The sequence below is a fragment of the Pelagerythrobacter marinus genome (assembly GCF_034375205.1).
Taxonomy (GTDB): Bacteria; Pseudomonadota; Alphaproteobacteria; order Sphingomonadales; family Sphingomonadaceae; genus Pelagerythrobacter; species Pelagerythrobacter marinus.
This window is the reverse complement of sequence record NZ_CP139719.1, coordinates 583256-600588: the sequence shown is the minus strand read 5'-3', so window position 1 is coordinate 600588 and position 17333 is coordinate 583256. Positions and strand designations below refer to the sequence as shown.

General features: G+C 68.6%; 11 protein-coding genes. 2 read left to right on the top strand and 9 right to left on the bottom strand.

Annotated features, from left to right (window positions below; all coding sequences use genetic code 11):
* The first annotated feature begins 21 nt into the window (after positions 1-21).
* Positions 22-2181: a S9 family peptidase gene (locus T8T98_RS02770; protein WP_407675067.1), complete on the top strand. Its 2160-nt coding sequence runs from the start codon at positions 22-24 to the stop codon at positions 2179-2181.
* A 12-nt stretch (positions 2182-2193) separates the two neighbouring features.
* Here T8T98_RS02770 and T8T98_RS02765 read toward each other — a convergent pair whose 3' ends face one another.
* The 4 genes from T8T98_RS02765 to T8T98_RS02750 all read right to left on the bottom strand — a co-directional run bounded on the left by T8T98_RS02765 (position 2194) and on the right by T8T98_RS02750 (position 6486).
* Positions 2194-3210, bottom strand: a complete 1017-nt coding sequence (locus T8T98_RS02765) for an SDR family oxidoreductase (protein WP_251104129.1) — start codon at positions 3208-3210, stop codon at positions 2194-2196.
* A 101-nt stretch (positions 3211-3311) separates the two neighbouring features.
* The gene (locus tag T8T98_RS02760) at positions 3312-4373 is read right to left on the bottom strand and encodes an ATP-grasp domain-containing protein (protein WP_202388872.1); all 1062 of its coding nucleotides are present in this window, start codon (positions 4371-4373) and stop codon (positions 3312-3314) included.
* Complete coding sequence (locus T8T98_RS02755; RefSeq protein ID WP_251104130.1) at positions 4370-5596, bottom strand: tyrosine/phenylalanine carboxypeptidase domain-containing protein; 1227 nt, start codon at positions 5594-5596, stop codon at positions 4370-4372. The genes T8T98_RS02760 and T8T98_RS02755 overlap by 4 nt, the downstream gene beginning before the upstream one ends.
* Positions 5596-6486, bottom strand: coding sequence for an N-formylglutamate amidohydrolase (locus T8T98_RS02750; RefSeq protein WP_251104131.1), 891 nt, complete (start codon positions 6484-6486; stop codon positions 5596-5598). The genes T8T98_RS02755 and T8T98_RS02750 overlap by 1 nt, the downstream gene beginning before the upstream one ends.
* A 220-nt stretch (positions 6487-6706) precedes the next feature.
* On the opposite strand from T8T98_RS02750, the gene T8T98_RS02745 reads away from it, so the two are divergent.
* On the top strand, positions 6707-7762 hold the full coding sequence (locus T8T98_RS02745) for an FUSC family protein (RefSeq protein ID WP_251104132.1): 1056 nt from the start codon (positions 6707-6709) through the stop codon (positions 7760-7762).
* Here T8T98_RS02745 and T8T98_RS02740 read toward each other — a convergent pair.
* From T8T98_RS02740 to T8T98_RS16310, 5 genes are all read right to left on the bottom strand, one after another.
* Entirely contained in the window at positions 7759-10668 is a 2910-nt protein-coding gene (locus tag T8T98_RS02740) for a M16 family metallopeptidase (RefSeq protein ID WP_251104133.1), read from the bottom strand. The two genes, T8T98_RS02745 and T8T98_RS02740, sit on opposite strands and share 4 nt — an antisense overlap.
* 65 nt (positions 10669-10733) lie before the next feature.
* Positions 10734-14255 (bottom strand): TonB-dependent receptor, encoded by a 3522-nt coding sequence (locus T8T98_RS02735; RefSeq protein ID WP_251104134.1) that lies wholly within the window; start codon positions 14253-14255, stop codon positions 10734-10736.
* A gap of 147 nt (positions 14256-14402) precedes the next feature.
* Entirely contained in the window at positions 14403-15521 is a 1119-nt protein-coding gene (locus tag T8T98_RS02730; RefSeq protein WP_322295800.1) for a FecR family protein, read from the bottom strand.
* Positions 15508-16044, bottom strand: coding sequence for an RNA polymerase sigma factor (locus T8T98_RS02725; RefSeq protein WP_160732069.1), 537 nt, complete (start codon positions 16042-16044; stop codon positions 15508-15510). Before T8T98_RS02725 ends, T8T98_RS02730 begins: the two co-directional genes overlap by 14 nt.
* A gap of 548 nt (positions 16045-16592) precedes the next feature.
* The gene (locus T8T98_RS16310) at positions 16593-17054 is read right to left on the bottom strand and encodes a DUF5946 family protein (RefSeq protein WP_407675113.1); all 462 of its coding nucleotides are present in this window, start codon (positions 17052-17054) and stop codon (positions 16593-16595) included.
* Between the last annotated feature and the right edge of the window lie 279 nt (positions 17055-17333).

Sequence of the window (17333 nt, the reverse complement as noted above, 5' to 3'; positions counted from 1 at the left end):
AAGATGAAAGGACCAGGCACCATGTCGATGGGCAAGTTCGTCGCGGGGTTCGCCCTGTTCACCCTGCCGATGGCGGCGCTGGCGCAGGACGGCGACGCGCCGGCCCGGGCACGCGAAGACGCGGCCTCGCAGGCCGCCGCCCCCCTGTCCGGCGCGGCGATGGGCAGCGAGCGGACGGGGCCGGAACAGCGCTTCACCGGGGAAGACCTGTTCGATATCGCGATCGCCGCCGATCCGGAGATCAGCCCCGACGGGCGCCATATCGCCTATGTCCGGCGGACCAACGACATCATGACCGATCGCGCGGTCAGCGCGATCTGGCTGATCGACACCCGGACCGGGCGCGAAACCCCGCTCGCCGGGCGCGCCGGCGATGCCTTCAGCCCGCGCTGGTCGCCCGATGGCCGGCGCATCGCCTATGCCTCGACCGAAGGCGGCGGCGCGCAACTGTGGGTCCAGTGGCTGGACGGGGGCGAGGCAGTGCGCCTGACCGGCCTGCCGACCAGCCCGTCGCACATCGCCTGGTCGCCCGACGGGCAATCGATCGCCTATACGATGCTGGTCAAGGACAGCGGCCCCAGCCTCGGCGCGGCCCCCGCCAACCGGCCCGAGGGCGCCGAATGGGCGGAACCGCTCGAGATCCACGACCTGCTGACCTATCGCGCCGACGGTCAGGGCTATGTCGAACCCGGGTTCGAGAAGATCTTCCTCGTGCCCGCGACCGGCGGCGCGCCGCGCCAGCTGACGTTCGGCCGCTACCATGACAGCGGCCCGCTGAGCTGGTCGCCCGACGGCGCGACGATCTATTTCGGCGCCAATCGCCGCCCCGACTGGGAAGACGACCCGCTGGAAAGCGAGATCCACGCGCTCGACGTCGCGAGCGGGGCGATCGCCCGCCTGACGGATCGCAACGGGCCCGATCACTCCCCCGCCGTTTCGCCCGACGGGGGAAAGATCGCCTATCTCGGGTTCGACGACGCGCTGCGCGCTTACGAGGATAACGACCTCTACGTGATGAACCGCGACGGCTCGGGCCGGCGCAACCTGACGGCGGACTGGGGCTACAGCCCGGCAGGCATCGCCTGGGACGCGGACGGGCGCGCGATCTACGCGCAGTACGACATAAGCGGCGAGACGCGCGTCGCGCGCATCGGCCTCGACGGTTCGGTCCGCGACGTCGTGCACGGCCTGTCCGGCGGGGGGCTCGACCGGCCCTATACCGGCGGCAGCTTCTCGGTGGCCGATAACGACGCGATCGCCTTCACCGGCGGCACCGCGACCCGGCCGGCCGAAGTCCAGCTCCACCGCGGGGGCGAGGCGCGCATCCTGACCGATCTCAACCGGTCGCTGAGGGCGGTGAAGACGTTCGGCGAGGTGCGGCGCATCGCCACCCGGTCGAGCCACGACGGGATCGAGATCGAAGGCTGGCTGACCCTGCCGCCCGGCTATGTCGAGGGGCAGCGCGTGCCGCTGATCCTGGAAATCCACGGCGGACCGTTCGCGGCCTACGGCCCGCATTTCGCAACCGACAACCAGCTCTATGCCGCGGCCGGATACGCGGTTCTCTCGGCCAATCCGCGCGGTTCCACCAGCTACGGGGAGGACTTCGCCAACCTGATCGACAAGGCTTACCCCGGCAACGACTATCACGACCTCATGTCGATCGTCGATCGCGCGATCGCGCTGGGGATCGCCGATCCCGATCGCCTGTTCGTGACCGGCGGTTCGGGCGGCGGCGTGCTGACCAGCTGGATCGTCGGCAAGACGAACAGGTTCAAGGCCGCGGCGACGCAGAAACCGGTCATCAACTGGACCACCCAGGCCCTGACCGCGGACGGGCCGGCCTTCTTCGGGCGGTACTGGCTCGGCGCGCAGCCGTGGGAAGACCCGGAAACCTACTGGCGGCTGTCACCCCTGTCGCTGGTGGGCGAGGTCGAGACCCCGACGCTGGTCGTCGTCGGCAGCGAGGATTACCGCACCCCGGTCAGCGAGTCGGAGCAGTACTATACCGCCCTGCGCCTGCGCGGGGTGCCGACCGCGCTGGTCAAGGTGCCCGGCGCGAGCCACGGGGGCATTGCCGCCCGTCCTTCGCAATCGGCGGCCAAGGCCTCGGCCATCCTCGCCTGGTTCGAACGCCACGCCCAGGGCTGGTCGCGCGAAGACGCCGCGCAGGCGCCGTGAGCCGCCGGCGGTTCAGGCGCGGGCCTTGCGCCCGGCCAGCGCCGCCAGGGCCCCGACCATGACGAGACCGCCGAGCGCGGCGCCCTTGTTCCGCACGAGCGTGCTGAAGGCGCTGAAATGGCGGCCGCGCTGGCGCCCCTCGACCGCGCCGTCGTCGCCCGCCGGGCGATGGAGGTTGCCGGCCCGTTCGGGCACCGGCACCTCGCGGTCCACGAGCTTGTCGGCCATCGTCGCCGCGATCTTGTCGAACAGGTGGGGAAAGGCGACCGACCCCAGGATCTGCAGCTTGCCGGCCCCGCCCACGACCACGTCGCGCCGCGAATGCTGCGCGGCATCGACGATCGCGCGCGCCACGACTTCGGGCGCATAGACGGGGTTCGGCAGGCGCGCCCGGTACCCGGTCGTGTTGCGCGCATGTTGCGGGAACGGGGTGCCGATCGCGCTCGGCTGGATCAGGGTGACCGAAATCGGTTCCTCGTTCATCTGCAGTTCGATGCGGAAGGAATCGGTAAAGCCCTTCACCGCGTGCTTCGACGCGTTGTAGGAAGCCAGGATCGGCCCCGGCAGGTCCGAGTTGATCGAGCCGACGTTGATGATCGCACCGCCTTCGCCGGCATCGCGGAAATGGCGCGCCGCGATCGTCGAGCCATGGACGACGCCCCAGTAATTGGTCTCGAAGATCTTGCGATGGTCTTCCATCTCGAGGTCGAGGACCTGGGCATAGACGCCGACCCCGGCATTGTTCACCCAGGTATCGATCCGGCCGAAGCGTTCGACGGCCTTGTCGGCCAGGCGCTGCATGTCGCCTTCGTCGCCCACGTCCACGACCGCGTAGTCGGCCGTTCCGCCGCGCGCCTCGATCTCGCGGCAGACCTCCTTCAGCGCCTCTTCGTCGCGGGCCGCGAGCATGACCCTCGCCCCCCGCGCGGCCGCCATCTCGGCAGTGCAGAGGCCGTGGCCGGACGTGGCCCCGGTGATGACCATGACCTGGTCCTCGATCGGCTTGAGTTCGGGCGTTCGTTTCAACATCGCTACCTCGCATCGTTGCGCGTTACGGCGAATCTACGATGCGGCCGGGGCGCATGTTCCGCGAAACCGGCCCGGCCGCCCCGGCGCGCGGCAGGGCGCCCCTAGATCACGGCCAGCTGACGGTTGGTCAGCGTGCCGCCGTACTGCCGCTGCAACCGCACCTTGCGTTCGAGGTCGTCGATGATCGCGCCGCTGAAATCGACGCCGCTCAGATCCTCCATGAAGCTGACCCCGCCCGGGGTATCGACGTTCAGTTCCATCATCTTGTCGCCCGCGACGTCGAGCCCGGCGAGGTACATCCCGTCGTCGATCAGCTTGGGGCCGACGATCTCGGCGATCGTCAGGGCATCCTCGTCCGGCGCCATCATCTCCACGCTGCCGCCGGCGGAAATGTTGGAACGGTGATCGTCGGTCTCGCTGAAGCGGCGCAGGCAGGCATATGTGCCATCGACCTTCAGCGGACGGCCGTTGAGCGTGATCATCCGCAGGTCGCCGTCCTTGGCCGCGGGCAGGTATTCCTGCACGATCGCGTAGCCGTCGCGGGTCACCGCCTCGGTGATCTGGCTGAGGTTGTGGCCGCTCTTCTTGTCGATCATGAACACGCCCTGCCCGCCGGAGCCTTGCAGCGGCTTGATCACCCCGCGCCCGTCGTGGGCGTCGAGGAACCGGCGCACTTCGTCCAGTTCGCGGGTGATCGTCGTCTGCGGGCGGACGCTTTCGGGAAAACCCTGGAAATAGGTCTTGTTGACCGCGTCGGTCAGGTGGCGCGGATCGTTGAGCACGATCGTCGGCCCGAGCGAGGCGAGCTGGGCGAACAGGAGGCTCGAGGCCGGGGCCCAGGCGCGCGAGGTCAGCTCCTCCGCCGGGTCGCTGCGCAGCATCAGGATGTCGTAATCGCCGAGGCGGATCCGGGTGCGTTCGCGCTCCGGGTCCTGCAAGTGGGCGAGGTAGGTCGTGTCGTCCTTGAACTTGGCCACCTTGCTCAGGGTCGCCATCGCGCAGATGCCTTCCTCCCAGTCGTAGATGAAGTCGCCCAGCCCGATCAGCGCGACCTCGTGCCCGCGCGCGACCGCCCGGCGGGCGAGCCGGATCGTCGTGTAGTTGTCCTGTTCGGTCGCGACATCGTTGACCACGAAGGCGAGCTTGATCGTAGGCGTCGTCATTGCGGCGGGTTTTCCTGGTACAGTTGATGAAGTTCGAGAGAGCGGGCCTGCGCCAGCCGGCGGCGAGGGGCGTCGTCGGTGGCGACCGAGGGCAGGAGCGCCGGGGGGCGGACGACGCCGTCCGCCATCAGTTTTTCGAGGCTGGGCAGCTGGTGGAGCGCGAACTTGCCAAGAAAGAGGATCGCGAAATCTCCCCCGCGCCGAAGATAGGCGAGCAGTTCGGCCAGCCCCTTGAGGTAGAGCGCGTCCTTGGTCAGCCCGCCGCCGCGCTTGGCACGCACGGTCGTGTCGAAGGCGTCGGCCGGCTCGATCCCGTGTTCTTCCACCAGGCAGGCGTAGATTTCCGGGCCCATGGCCTCTTCCACCGCCATGTGCGCCGCGACCACGCGCGCAGCGAGGATCCGCAACCGGTCGGCCGGGAGGTAGCCGGCGAGATATTCGCCGAGAACCGCCAGGCCTTCCTGCAGGACGTCGTAATCGGCGAGCCCGCCCGCCAGCGTCCGCAGCGGCTGGTGCGCGCCGTTGTGACGGGTCACGGCATGGGTGCCGATCTCGTGCGCGAGCAGCGGCCGGACCCGGTGGCGCGAGGTGCGGTAATCGAAGGCGACGTGGAAATCGCCGTTATCGACGTACATCGAGGTTCCCGGGGTCGGATCGACGATCACCTCGCAGCGGAAGTCGGGTGCCGCCTGCCGGTAGTGCGCGACCGTGGCGCGCGCCGCGCGGCAGACCGTCTCGACATCGGTATCCTCGGCATCCTTGGGCAGGATCGGGACGGCATCGAGCAGGTCGAGCGCGGTCGTCAGCAGCCGTTCGCTGACCGGGCCGAACAGGTCGATGCTGGCCAGGATGAAACCCGCCTTGTCGCGCATCCGCACCAGCTCGATCTGGCGGTCCAGCTCGCGCTGCTTTTCCAGCAGGAGCGCCTCGATCCGCGGGTCGTCGATCTCGCGCACGGGCAGCGCGAACAGTTGCTCGCGCAGCGAAGGGGCCTCGTCCTCCAGCCCGTCGCTGAAACGGCTGTCGGGCATTGTCCTGAACCCCGAGGCGACGAACCCTTCCCAGATCTCGTCCACGTTCACCGGGGTCAGGCGCTGCAGCCAGTCGATCCGGCGGTCCATCGCCGCCAGCGCCCGATCGACCTCGCGCGTCGCGCCGCAGACCGCCCCGCCCCGGCCCTCGCCCGCGTCGGCCGGGGAACACTCGCCTGCCGCCCGCTGCATCACGCCGAAGGCCGGCCGGGATTGTCGGCCAGCCAGTCCCGCGCGCGCGCCACCGCCGCCTGGAACCCCTCGCGCAGGTCCTGCAGGGCCAGGACGTCCGCCGTCCCGTCCCATTCGTCCATGAACATCTTCTTGTATTCGAGCGTGATCACGCAGGCCCTGTCGCCGTACGTCGCGTGGAGCCATTCGGGGAAATGGCCGCCGTCTTCCCAGCGCACGTTGGTCCGCACGTCGGGCGTGCGCCCGGCGACCGGGCGCGAACGCAGCGCCGCGGCGAAGGCATCGTGCAGGCCGCCGAAGACCTCGCGATCGAGGGTCGTGGCGCCCAGGTCGATATCGGGGTTTTCCGCCGGGTCGGCCGGCGCGCCGTCGGGGCCCGAGCGGCGATGGTTGTAGCTGTGCAGGTCGAGCACGAGGATCCGGCCGTGCTGCGCGATCATCGCCTCGACCCGCTCGGCGATCAGCGCGTAGAACTCGCGGTGCAGCGCGCGCGATTCCTCGCGCAGCCCCTCGGGCAGGTCGCTCGACCAGACCTTGAGGCCCCAGGTATCCTCCGGATCGACGGTCACCGCCTTTTCGACCGGGCGATTGAGATCGAATTCGAAACGCGACCGGTTGCCGCGGACGATCGTGTCGCCGGCGGGCAGGAGGAGATCGGTCAGCGGGTCTTCCTCGCGCAGCCGCTCTTCCTCCGCGATCGCGAGCCAGGGGCGCAGCTCCGGGCGGATCGTGTGGCCGGCATGGATCGCGGTGACCATCACCGGGCCGGGCTGGATCACCAGGTCCCAGGGCGGCGTTTCGACCGCCGGGGCTTCGGCGCCCTTCCCGGCGCCGCCGGTGTCGCTATCGGGCTTGCGGTCGGCGGAAGGTTCGATGTCGTGCTGGTACATGCCCAACGAACGGGACGGGCCCCAACCTGTTCCGGCACCCGGCCCCCGGCACCCGGCCACGGCACCCGGGCGGGAACGGATCGCGCGCGGCGATCTTGATCAAGGCGATGGCGGATTTCGCAGCTGTCCCCAGCCAATGGCCCGGCGACCGGCCCGATCACCGAGCCGATCACCGGTCGCACGCGCGGCCCGGCGGGAATGCCGGCGCGCCGGGCCCGGCATGACGCCCCCCTCGGCCCGGTCGTGGACCGTGCGCGATGCCGCGCGCACCTCGCTCGAGAGTGCGGCGGCGGGCGGCGCGACCTGGCTCGTCATGACCCGGCTCGCGCTGCCGCACGAATCCTGGGCCATCATCTCCGCGCTCTACGTCGTCAGCCAGAGCACCGACGGCACGTGGCGTTCGGCCATTGCGCGGGTCGCCGGGACGCTGGCCGGCACGGCGATCGGGGCCGCCAGCGTCTGGCTGCTGGGCGGCGAGGACACGACCGCGCTTCGCGTCGCCCTCGCCGCGCTGGCCGCCAGCGCGATGACCAGCTTCCGCCCCGGCTGGCGCTTCGGCATCGTCGCGGCCACGATCGTCGCCCTCGAACAGGGCGAAGTGGCCGCCGGCGGCACGCTGGACCGCGTGCTCGCGATCCTCGTCGGAACGACGACCGGGCTGCTGGCGGCGTTCCTCGTCTGGCCCGAGAGCGCGGTCCGGCGCGCGCGCCGGGCGATCGCGCAGGCCCTGCGATCGTGCAACGAACTGCTCGACGCGGGCCTCGACATCGCGATGGGCGCGCACGGCGAACTGGCCGACATCCACCGCCGTTTCCTGCGCCAGGCCGCGATCGCGCGGGCCGCCGCGGGCAGCGTCCGCCGCGGCGGCCAGCGCCAGGCCCTGTGCCGCCAGGTCGAGACACTCGAACGGCTCTGGCACATGCTGATCGTGATCGACCGGCTGGCGACGCAGGACTGGGGCCTCGCCGCCGAGCGATCGGAGCAGTTGTCGCGCGTGCTGCCCGCCGTGCGCCGGCAGGCGGCCCAGGCGCTCGACGACATGCAGGACCCGTCGAAAACGGCCCCCGACCTCGACGCTCTCGACCACAGCGTCGAGGAGATCGCCCGGCTCGCGCGCGGCGACGGCGGCGGGCGCGAGGACGGCGGCGATCCGTCCGCCCTCGGCGCGCTGGCCTTCGCGCTGGTCGAAACGTGCAAGCACTTGCGCGAACTGCACGCGTTGAGGACGCCGGGCGAGGACCGGCCCCGCGCCGGCGGCGGGAGCGGCGCGGACTAGTCGGCCGCCTCGCCCCCGGCATCCACCGGCAGGATCGCCACCGGGTAGGCCCGCTCGCTGCGGAAGATCCGCTCCGCCAGCGCCGAGACGTCGTCGGCGGTCATCTCGCGGTAGGCCTGCTCGCGCGCACGGAACCTGGCGAGGCCGACCCCGTCGGTCTGCGCATCGCCGAGGACGTTCATCCAGTACGCGTTGTTCTGCAGCGAACTGGCCAGGTCCTCGATCAGCGGCTGGATCGCGCGCTTGAACTCGTCCGCCTCGACCCCTTCGGCGGCAAGCCGCGCGCCCACTTTCTCGGTCTCTGCGATCACGTCGAACGCGGCATCGGGCGCGGTCGTGACATGGGCGAAGATGTAACCGTATCCCTCCGCCTCGTCGCTCGCTTCCACGCCGACGCCGGGCGAATAGGTGCTGCCCAGTTCCTCGCGCAGGACGTCGGTCAGGCGGTTGCGCAGGATGCTGCGAAGCGCCTCGAGCCGGTAGACGGTGACCGGGTCGAACCCGTCGGGGCCGGGCCAGTAGACGCGGGCGAGCGCCTGGTCGGCAACGCCGGAATGGCGCAGCACGACCGGTTCGGCGGGGCGATCGGGGAACGCGAGGTCGCGCGCGCCGGGATAGTCGCCGGGCCGGTCCGCGCGTTCGGGAAGCGCGCCGAACGTGCGGGCGACCTGGTCGACGACGGCCTGCTTTTCCACGTCGCCCACCACGGTGACTTCGATCAGCCCTTCGCGAAGCTGCGGATCGAGCCATTGCCGCGCCTCTTCGAGCGTCGGCGTCATGAACGATTCGAGGTCGCCGTAGCCGTAGCGCTCGTCTCCCGAGCGGACGAGCCGCGGGATTTCCTTGTTCGCGATCGAGATCGGCGTGGAATCGTGCGTCGGGTACCAGGCCCTGATCTGGTCGCGGTACCGGTCGGCAATGGTCTGGCGATAGGACGGCGCCAGCGCATAGGCGGCCATCAGGTTCATCTGGTCGGCGAGGTCTGCGGCATCGGTCGCGCCGAGGATCTCGATCGCGTCCTCGCCCACGCGCAGCATCGGTCGCGCCCCGAGGCGGCGGCCGGCGAAGATCGTCCGCAGGTCTTCGCTCGTATGCGGCCCGACGCCGCTGCGCCCGAGCAGGTTCACGGCCAGCCGCCGCAGCCCCTCGTCGGCCCCCTGCGGCATCGAGAAGAACCCGTCGCCGATCCTGACCTGGACGTAGATCGTCCCGGCATCGAAATCGGTCTGCTTGAAGTTGAGCCGCACGTTGTTGGCGAACTTCACCAGGTGCGCATCGGCATCCTCGACATGGCGATCCTCGACCACGGTGCCGGGGCCGCCGAAGTCGGTGAAGGCGAAATCGCCGATCTCGCGTTCGGCCGGGGCGCTGACCGGCAGCGTCCGCGCCTGCGCGAGCGCCTGCGAGACCTGCGCCTCGACATCGTCCAGCTCGAGCGCGGTCGAAAGGTAGATCGCGGGCTTGTCGTAAGCGCGCCATGCCCGGCGGAAGGCGGCCTCGACATCGGCCGGAGTCAGGCCCTCGGCAAACGTCTCGAACGCGGCGAGGTTCGCCTGGGGCGAGGTGAACACGCGCTCGCTGTCGAAGGCATCGACCAGCGCCTTGGCATGGTTGTACCCGCGCGAGGCATAGGTCTTGCGCGTGTCCGCCCGCTCGACCGCGGTTTCGAGGCTGCGCCGCCGGCGGGCCAGCTGCTCGTCCAGTTCCGCCTGCGTGAAGCCGAATTCCAGCGCGCGGCGGATCTCCACGTCGGCGGCGGCAAGGCTTTCCTGCCACTTGCCCTCCTCGCTGCGGACGCGCACCGCGACCCCGTCGACGATGTCGCGCTGCGAATAGCTGGCGAGCGAGCCTGCAAGGAACGGCGCCTCGCCTTCATCGACCATCCGGCTGAGCCGGCGCGAGACGATGCTGTTGCCGAGGTCGCGCAGGAAATTGGCCCGCCGCCGCGCGAGCGTGTCGGGCCCCTGTTCGTAGGGGTAGAGCGAGGCGAGCGTGACGTAAGTCAGCACCTCCGGATCCTGGTAGTATCCGATCCGGCCCGGCTCGATCGTCGCGGGGACCAGCGGCCGCGCGCTTCCGGCCGGCGGCGCCGGGCGCCAGTCGCCGAAATGGCTTTCGATCTTCGCGATCGCGACCGCCGGATCGACGTCGCCGACGAAGACGATGAAGGTGTTCTCCGGCCGGTAGTAGTCGCGGTAGAAGCGGACGAACTCCTCGCGCGGCATCGAGGCGATCGTCTCGTCCACGCCGATCGGCAGCCGATCGACCCGCCCGCTGCCATGGGTGAAGAAGGCCAGGTTGTCGACCGCGGAACGGAAGCCGACCGAATCGCGCGCGCTTTTCTCCGACGCGATCACGCCGCGTTCGCGTTCGATCGCCTCGGCATCGAGCAGGAGGTTGCTCGCGGTCTCGCGCATCAGGAAGAAAGCTTCCTCGATCACCTCGTCGCTCACCGTCGGCAGGTTCAGCTTGTAGACCGTCTGGTCGAAGCCGGTGCTGGCATTGGTATCGGCGCCGAACGCCAGACCGTGCCGTTCCAGCCGCTTGACCATTTCCCCCTCGGGCACGTTGCGCGACCCGTTGAACGCCATGTGTTCCAGGAAATGGGCGATGCCGCGCTGCTCCTCGGTCTCGTTCCAGGAACCGGTGTCGATCCGCATCCGCAGCGCGGCCACGCCCTTGGGCGTCTGGTTGCGCATCACGGCATAGCGCAGCCCGTTGTCGAGCCGGCCGTAGATGACCCGGGGATCGGCCTCGAGGTCGCTCGCCTCCTGCGGGAATGCGGCCTCGGCCCCGGCCGGGGCGGCCTGCTGCTGTTCGCGCGCGCCGGCGGCCCCGGCGGTGAGGGTGAGCGCCGCCGCGGCGATCGCGAGGGCGGATGCGGTCTTGCGAAGCTTGCTGTTCACGGGTGAATTTTCCTTCAGATGTGGTCGCGGCCCGCCCGAAGGCGGGCCGGCAGGGGCCAGGCGGCTCAGAAGCGCGCCCGGATCCCCGCGGTGATCGTCCTGCCCCCGGTGAACTGGAAGCTGTCGGGGTAGAAGAAGTCGGCCGAACCGTCGTTGAACTGCGAGCTGATCGCGCTGCGCAGGCTGGGTTCGTCGGCATCGCGCAGCAGGTCGTCGCCCTGCAGGTAGACGGTCAGCCCGCCGAACGAGACCGGGATTTCGTAGCTGAGCCGGAGGTCCAGCGTCGCGTAGTCCGGCTCGATCGTGTCGAGACCGTGCACCTCGAACGACTTCACCGAGGCATCCTGGTAGGTATAGATCAGGCGCCCCTCGAACCCGCCGCTCTGGTAATTGAGCGACGCGTTGTAGACCCAGGCCGCCTGGTCGGCGAGCGCGCGGTCGATCGAGAAGGTTTCCGATTCCCCGGCATCGTTGCGGCCGAGGACCAGCGTCGGGAAATCGCCCTTGGTATAGGTCAGGTTGCCCAGGACGCCGAAGTTGCCGAGGAAGCCGGGCAGGAAATCGAGCTGCCGGATAAGCTCGAGTTCGAAACCGTAGATCTTGCCGCCTTCGCCGTTCTGCGGGCGATTGCGCAGGAACTGCGTATCGTCGTTGAACGCGACCAGTTCGGGCCGGGCGGTCGCGAGATCGCCGAAATAGTCGAGCACTTCCTGGCGAACGCTGGTGTCGTCGGCGTCGTTGAAATAGACATTGGTGAAGTTGTTGGAAGTCTTCTTGTAGAAGACGCCCGCCCGCACCAGCCCCGGCGTGTCGCGGAAATAGTACGCGACATCGAATTCGTAGTTGTCGGTCTTCGTCGGCTTGAGATCGGGATTCGCCTCGCGCAGGATGACCCGGTTCTGCGTCGGCCGCAGGTCGATATAGATCGCGCGCGGCCGCCGGATCAGGCGCAGGCTGGGGTTCACCGTGGTCTTGTTGTAGCTGAGCCGCGCGACGATATTGTCCGCCGGGCGATAGTTCAGCAGGGCGCTGGGCGTCCAGGTGGTCTGCGTACCCGCGAGTTCGCTGAACTCGACCAGGCCGGCCCCGACGAAAGTATCGCGCGGTTCCACCACGTTGTCCGCCGTGCGGACGGACGGCGCCGAAAGCGTGGTGCCCGAACGGCGGACGCGTTCCATCCGCACGCCGCCGATCAGGTCGAACCGGCCGAACTCCACCTTGCCTTCGACATAGGCCGCGAGGCGCTCCTCCTCCGTCCGCGCGGGCGTCAGCGCGTCGGGGTTGAGGATCGGGTCGAGATCGCGGGTATCGGTATAGTTGAACCGCGCCTCGTCGAACGGGGTCGAGGGATCGTCCTGCGCCAGGCTGGGCAGGACCTCGAAGATCCGGTCGACCGAGCTGCCGAGCAGGAAGGGCAGCGTCAGCCCGCCGGCGCCGATGTCGCCGAGGGCGAGGTTGCCCGCCAGCCCGGAGCCGAAGTAATCGATTCCCGTCTCCTTGCCGAAGATGCGGTAATAGCTCTCGATCGAGGCCAGGCTGCCGACCGAGGTGCTGGCGAACAGGTCGTCGGCGCTCTTGCGCGAGCTGCTGTCGTACTTCGCGCCGACCTCGATATAGTCGAGGATGCCCGACTGGGAGAGATAGCGCGCACTGCCTTCGAGTAGGTAGGATTCGGTCGGGCTGTTGGTGATCGTCCGCGTGGCGGAGGTCAGGTTGTACTCGCCCGGCGCGTTGAGCAGCTCGCTCCCGAACGCGGTCAGCGACGGCACGGGCAGGCCGTTGGGCAGGAAGACGAACGCACCGTCGACGTAGCGCGACCCGCCCGCGCCGTCGGGATGGATCACCGCGCTATCGGGGTCGATGATCAGGTCGAGATCGGTCTGGGTATTGCCCAGCGCGCTGAGATTGGCGTTGTTCGATTTCGACCGGGCGAAGGCGTAGCCGGCCTTGTACCGGAAATCCCACCGGTCGAGCTGGGTCGTGCCGCGCAGGCTCAGCGTGTTCTGGGTCGTGCGGATATCCTTGCGGTTCAGCGCGAGGTTCGGGCGCAGCGATGCGAGCACCTGCCGGCGGCGCACTTCGCCGCCGAGTTCCTCGATCGGCATGTCCACCGCCGTGGCAAGGAACGAGGCGGTCGTGCGCGCGATATCGGTGAGCTGGTCCACCTGGATCCGCTGCGCGTCGAAGCGCAGCGTGGTCGTGTCGCTCACCTCCCAGGCCGCGTTGAACGAGACGGTGAGGTTGTCCTCCTCGCGCGAGCGGCGCAGGTAGCTGGTGCCGTTGACCAGGCGGCCCGACAGCGCCTCGTCGAAGGGAAACTTCATGCTTTCGGGCACGTAGAAGATGTAATTGTACCCCTCCGGCAGCACGGGGGGCAGGTAATCGCTGACATTGGCGTTGTAGTTGAGCCGGTCGGTCTTGCGATACTGGACGGTCGCGGCCACGCCGAAGCTCGGCGTCAGCTTCTTGGCCAGGACGGCGTTGACCTGGTATTCCTCGCCGAAATCGCGATCGAACCCGGTTTCACCCTCGAGCCCGAGCGAGAACTGGAAATCGCCGTAGTCGAGGCCCGACTTGGTCTCGATTTCCACCAGGCCGCCCGAACCGTTCGCCTCGTGACTGGGCAGGAGCGACTTGTGGATCGTCACCTGCGAGATGTTGTCGGCGAGGAAGCCGCTGAGGTCGATCGTGCGCTCGAACCCGGTGCCCTGCAGTTCCAGCCCGTTGAGCTGGATGTTGATCGCCTCCGAACTGAAGCCGCGAACCGTGATCCGCGACCCCTCGCCGCTGTCGTCGCCGCGGCCGAAGGCCACGCCGGGAACGCGCCGGAGCGCCTCCGAAACCGTCTCCGCCGGGAAGCTGCCGAGCAGGTCGGCGGACACGACGGTCGAGTTGTTGGGCGCGTTCAGCTGCTGGTTCAGCGCCTTGGCCAGGCTGCCGCGAAAGCCCCGGACCACGATCTGTTCGGCCTCCCGCCCCAGCGCGATCGCGAAGCTGCGGCGCTGGTCCGGGTCCGCCGGCACCATCACCGTCTGCGGCGGCTGGCCGAGGTACTCGACCCAGACCTCCCGCTCTCCGCCAGGGACGGCGGGGAAGTGGAAACGCCCGTCCTGGTCGGCAATCGCCTCCAGCGAAGTGCCGACGATGGTCAGCCGCGCGCCGGGAAGCCCGGCGCCCGATGCGGCGTTGATCACGCGCCCGCCGAAGGCGGAGGCGCGGCCCGTGTCACCCTGCCCGGCCGAAGTGCGCGCGGGCACCTGGAGGGCGAAGACGTTGCGCGAGACCTCGCGATGGACCAGCCCCGTCCCGCGCAGCAGCCGTTCCAGCGCCTGCGAGATCGTGAACCGGCCCTTGGCCCCGGCCGACTTGCGGCCCTTCACCAGGTCCGGCGCATAGAGGATGTCCGCGCCCGACTGGCTGGCGAACTGTTTCAGCGCGGCGTCCAGCCTCTGCGCCTCGATATCGACGGTCACCGCCGTTTCGGCCGCCACCTCGGCAGTTTCCTGCCCGCTGGCGGGTGCCGCCGTCGCGATCGCCAGTCCTGCTGCGCCCGCCAGCAGAACGCCGTGAATGATCCCCTGTTGCATCGTGTCTTGCCCCCACAGTCTTCACCAGATCGCCGCCCGTTTCGGGTCGGCGAAAGGGTAAGACGCGCCACCGGGCATCTGCCTCAACAAAAACGTCACAAAATGTTGCGGCCGAAGGCGGCCGATACCCGCCCGGAGCCACCAACCCTATCTTTTCGCGGAACTTTCGGGCTGGGCGCGCAGGACGATCGCGCCCTCCTCCTCGTCGACCGAACTCGTGATCGGCAGGGCCACCGACAGCGCCCGTGCAAAGGTTTCGGCCGAGCCGGTCCGGAACGCGCCGCTCACGCGCATGTCCGCCAGCTCGGCATCGCCCAGCGTGATCTTGCGCGCGGTATAGCGATTGAGATCGGCAACGACATCGCCCAGGCGATCGTCGTCGAACACCAGCCGGCCCGATCGCCAGCCGAGCGCCTTGGCCTCGTCCAGCGCGGAGACCTGGAAGGCGGGCGCATCGTCGCGCGAGACGAGCTGCTGGCCGGCCGCGAGCCGCGCCGAACGGACCGCCGGCCCCGGCGCGCCGGGCGGCGCGTCCAGCCGGTCCACCTGCACCGCCCCCTCGATCAGCGACACGACGACTTCCCCCGCCCGCTTGCGGACGGAGAACACGGTGCCCAGCGCAATGACGCGTTCGTCGTCCGCGGTGACGACGAAGGGCCGGCCGGGGTCGCGTTCGACCTCGAACAGGGCCTCTCCGCGCAAGAGGCGCAGCGCGCGCCGCTGGGGGCCGAAATCGACCTCGACCAGGGTATCGGTGTTGAGCTCGAGCGTGGACCCGTCGGGCAGGTCGATCCGCGACCGCTCGCCCACCGCGCTGCGATAACGCTGCGCGAACCGGCCCTGTCCCGGGCCGGCCTCGGCCGGGCCGGCGGCGGGCGCGTCCGCCGCGGCGACCTGCGCCCCCTCGCGCCCCGCGTCCCGGCCCGTCCAGTACGACAGCGCGGCGAGGCCGACCGCGACCATCAGCGCGATGCTGGCGGCCAGGGGGACCAGCCAGGCCGGCCGGGATCGCTCCGGCTCGGCGGCCAGCGCCTCGAGGCGCATCTGCATGATCGCGGGGTCGCCGGCCAGCTCGCCGAGCGCCGACCACTCCCCGGCGTAGCGGGTAAAGGCCGCCTCGTTGCGGCTGTCGGCGTCGCGCCACTCGCAGAACCTGCGCCAGTCCGCGTCGGAGCAGTCTTCCGCCTGCAGCCGGGCAAGCCATTCGGCGGCGCGCTGCTCGGGCGCGGCGCCGTCGGCTCCTTCTCTCGGCTCAGTCGTGACCATCGGTCTTTCCCATACGCTCGACCACGTGCCTGATCGCGGACATCATGTGCTTTTCGACCGAGCTGGCCGAAATGCCCAGACGCCGGGCGATCTCGCGATACTTGTACCCTTCGAAGCGGTGCAGGAGGAATACCGTGCGCGTGCGCTCGGGAAGCTCCTCCAGCGCGGCGCGCAAGGCCCTGACCGCCTGCTTACCCTGTAGGACGCGGTCGGGCGAAAGTTCCTCAACCTGATCTTTGTTGTCCAGCGCATATTGCCGGGTGAAGGCATCGCGGGTCATCGCCCGGCGCGCCCGGTCGCGCAGCAGGTTGGCCGCGACCTGGAACACGTAGGCCTGGGGATTTTCGGGCCGCTTGCCCTCCTCCAGCGTGCAGAGCCGGCAGAAGACCTCCTGCACGTGATCGTCGACTTCCTCCAGCGAATCGAGCCTGCGCGCGAAGAAGGCGCGCAGCGGCAGCCGGTAACTGCGGAAGAGATCCTCGTCCTCCCGGCCCGCCCCGCTGGCCCCGAGCCCGGCATTCACGGGCGCTCCCCCGGTCAATGGCTGTCTCCCGATCCCCGATCCACCGCCAGGGCATAGCGACTGCCGGCACGACAGGGAACCGCCCGATGGGCCGGGATCGTCTTCGCCGGCCCGGCGCCGCATCTGGATGGACGGCCCGGTTGGATGAACGGCCCGGTTGGATGGACGGCCCGTGGCGGAGGGGATGAGACTGGCGTCGAACGTTCTCCACCCAGTAAGGTAATAAAATAACATCATTGGGGCGAAATGGTGTGATCTGACACACGTTAGCCTGCCCCCTGAAAGATCGTACTCTCTTAAGAAGACTTCCGTGCCAGAATCAGCACAATCTGTAATAGATCGACACGAAACTCTGGCGGATCGACGTTTGGGGCCTCAACGGAGATCGAAGTTCCGCGAGTCCCTTGCTTACCACCCGGTCCAACCCCTCGACCGATGAGAGAGGATCTACGACAGCGGTAGACTTACTCTACTGGAACCGCAGGTCATTCACCACATTTGAATGCCACTCGAACCGTATCGGCCGCGTCACAATTTCTCTACGGATCTCAATATGTTGTGTCGAGCTTAGACCGTGAGCGGGCGTCATACTTGCCAGCGACCCAATGGCGAATGTACTCGTGATGTTCCGACCAGTCTCTCCACGTTTCGGCGGCCCAAACCCGTACTTTGTCTGCGTGTTGGCAACCGCCTGAGAACGGCGCAATGTCGGCAGCCGTGAGAGTGAACCGATTTGGTGGGCGGAGACCCACCAGTGTCGCCTTGTGCCTGGCGAGCCCCAGCATCACGTCATTCGTTTCTCTGGGGGGAAGTGGATAGGTCAGCTGTATGTAAAGCCGTGCAAGGTGGAGCCCGACGGACTGGATTTGCCGGCGATCACGACCGTCACCTGGGTGCTGAACGGCGTAGGTGTCAACTGTGAGTCGGTGAATTCCACGAAGCAACGGCGTACTGTACTCGGCTGCTAAAATCCGGGTGAATTCGGCGAAACAGGCTGGCGACGACGACATATAGGCATGCGTCGGACCCTCGGATTCACCTAGTTCGGCCCCGCAACCGGGACAACGCGATATCGTCATCTCATATCAGTCCTCACTTCAGAACTATTCGACGCATGATACTTGTGCTTCAAAGATCGATTTGGGTTCAATCCGGCTCTTCGATGTACTTTTCAGGGCCAGTTGGGGGCGGGTCCGAGAGGTACTGGTCTCCGCGCGACGCAATGGTCATGTTGAAATCTCAAACGCTGCACGCGTGACAGCGAGTTCTGGCGCACAAATGCTCAAGCC

What these genes read in the sequence shown, in the direction of transcription:
- T8T98_RS02760 (WP_202388872.1), bottom strand. Translation starts at nt 4,373, where the DNA reads ATGACGACGCCTACGATCAAGCTCGCCTTCGTGGTCAACGATGTCGCG.
- T8T98_RS02765 (WP_251104129.1), bottom strand. Translation starts at nt 3,210, where the DNA reads ATGTTGAAACGAACGCCCGAACTCAAGCCGATCGAGGACCAGGTCATG.
- T8T98_RS02750 (WP_251104131.1), bottom strand. Translation starts at nt 6,486, where the DNA reads ATGTACCAGCACGACATCGAACCTTCCGCCGACCGCAAGCCCGATAGC.
- T8T98_RS02735 (WP_251104134.1), bottom strand. Translation starts at nt 14,255, where the DNA reads ATGCAACAGGGGATCATTCACGGCGTTCTGCTGGCGGGCGCAGCAGGA.
- T8T98_RS02730 (WP_322295800.1), bottom strand. Translation starts at nt 15,521, where the DNA reads ATGGTCACGACTGAGCCGAGAGAAGGAGCCGACGGCGCCGCGCCCGAG.
- T8T98_RS02755 (WP_251104130.1), bottom strand. Translation starts at nt 5,596, where the DNA reads ATGCAGCGGGCGGCAGGCGAGTGTTCCCCGGCCGACGCGGGCGAGGGC.
- T8T98_RS02770 (WP_407675067.1), top strand. Translation starts at nt 22, where the DNA reads ATGTCGATGGGCAAGTTCGTCGCGGGGTTCGCCCTGTTCACCCTGCCG.
- T8T98_RS16310 (WP_407675113.1), bottom strand. Translation starts at nt 17,054, where the DNA reads ATGTCGTCGTCGCCAGCCTGTTTCGCCGAATTCACCCGGATTTTAGCA.
- T8T98_RS02745 (WP_251104132.1), top strand. Translation starts at nt 6,707, where the DNA reads ATGACGCCCCCCTCGGCCCGGTCGTGGACCGTGCGCGATGCCGCGCGC.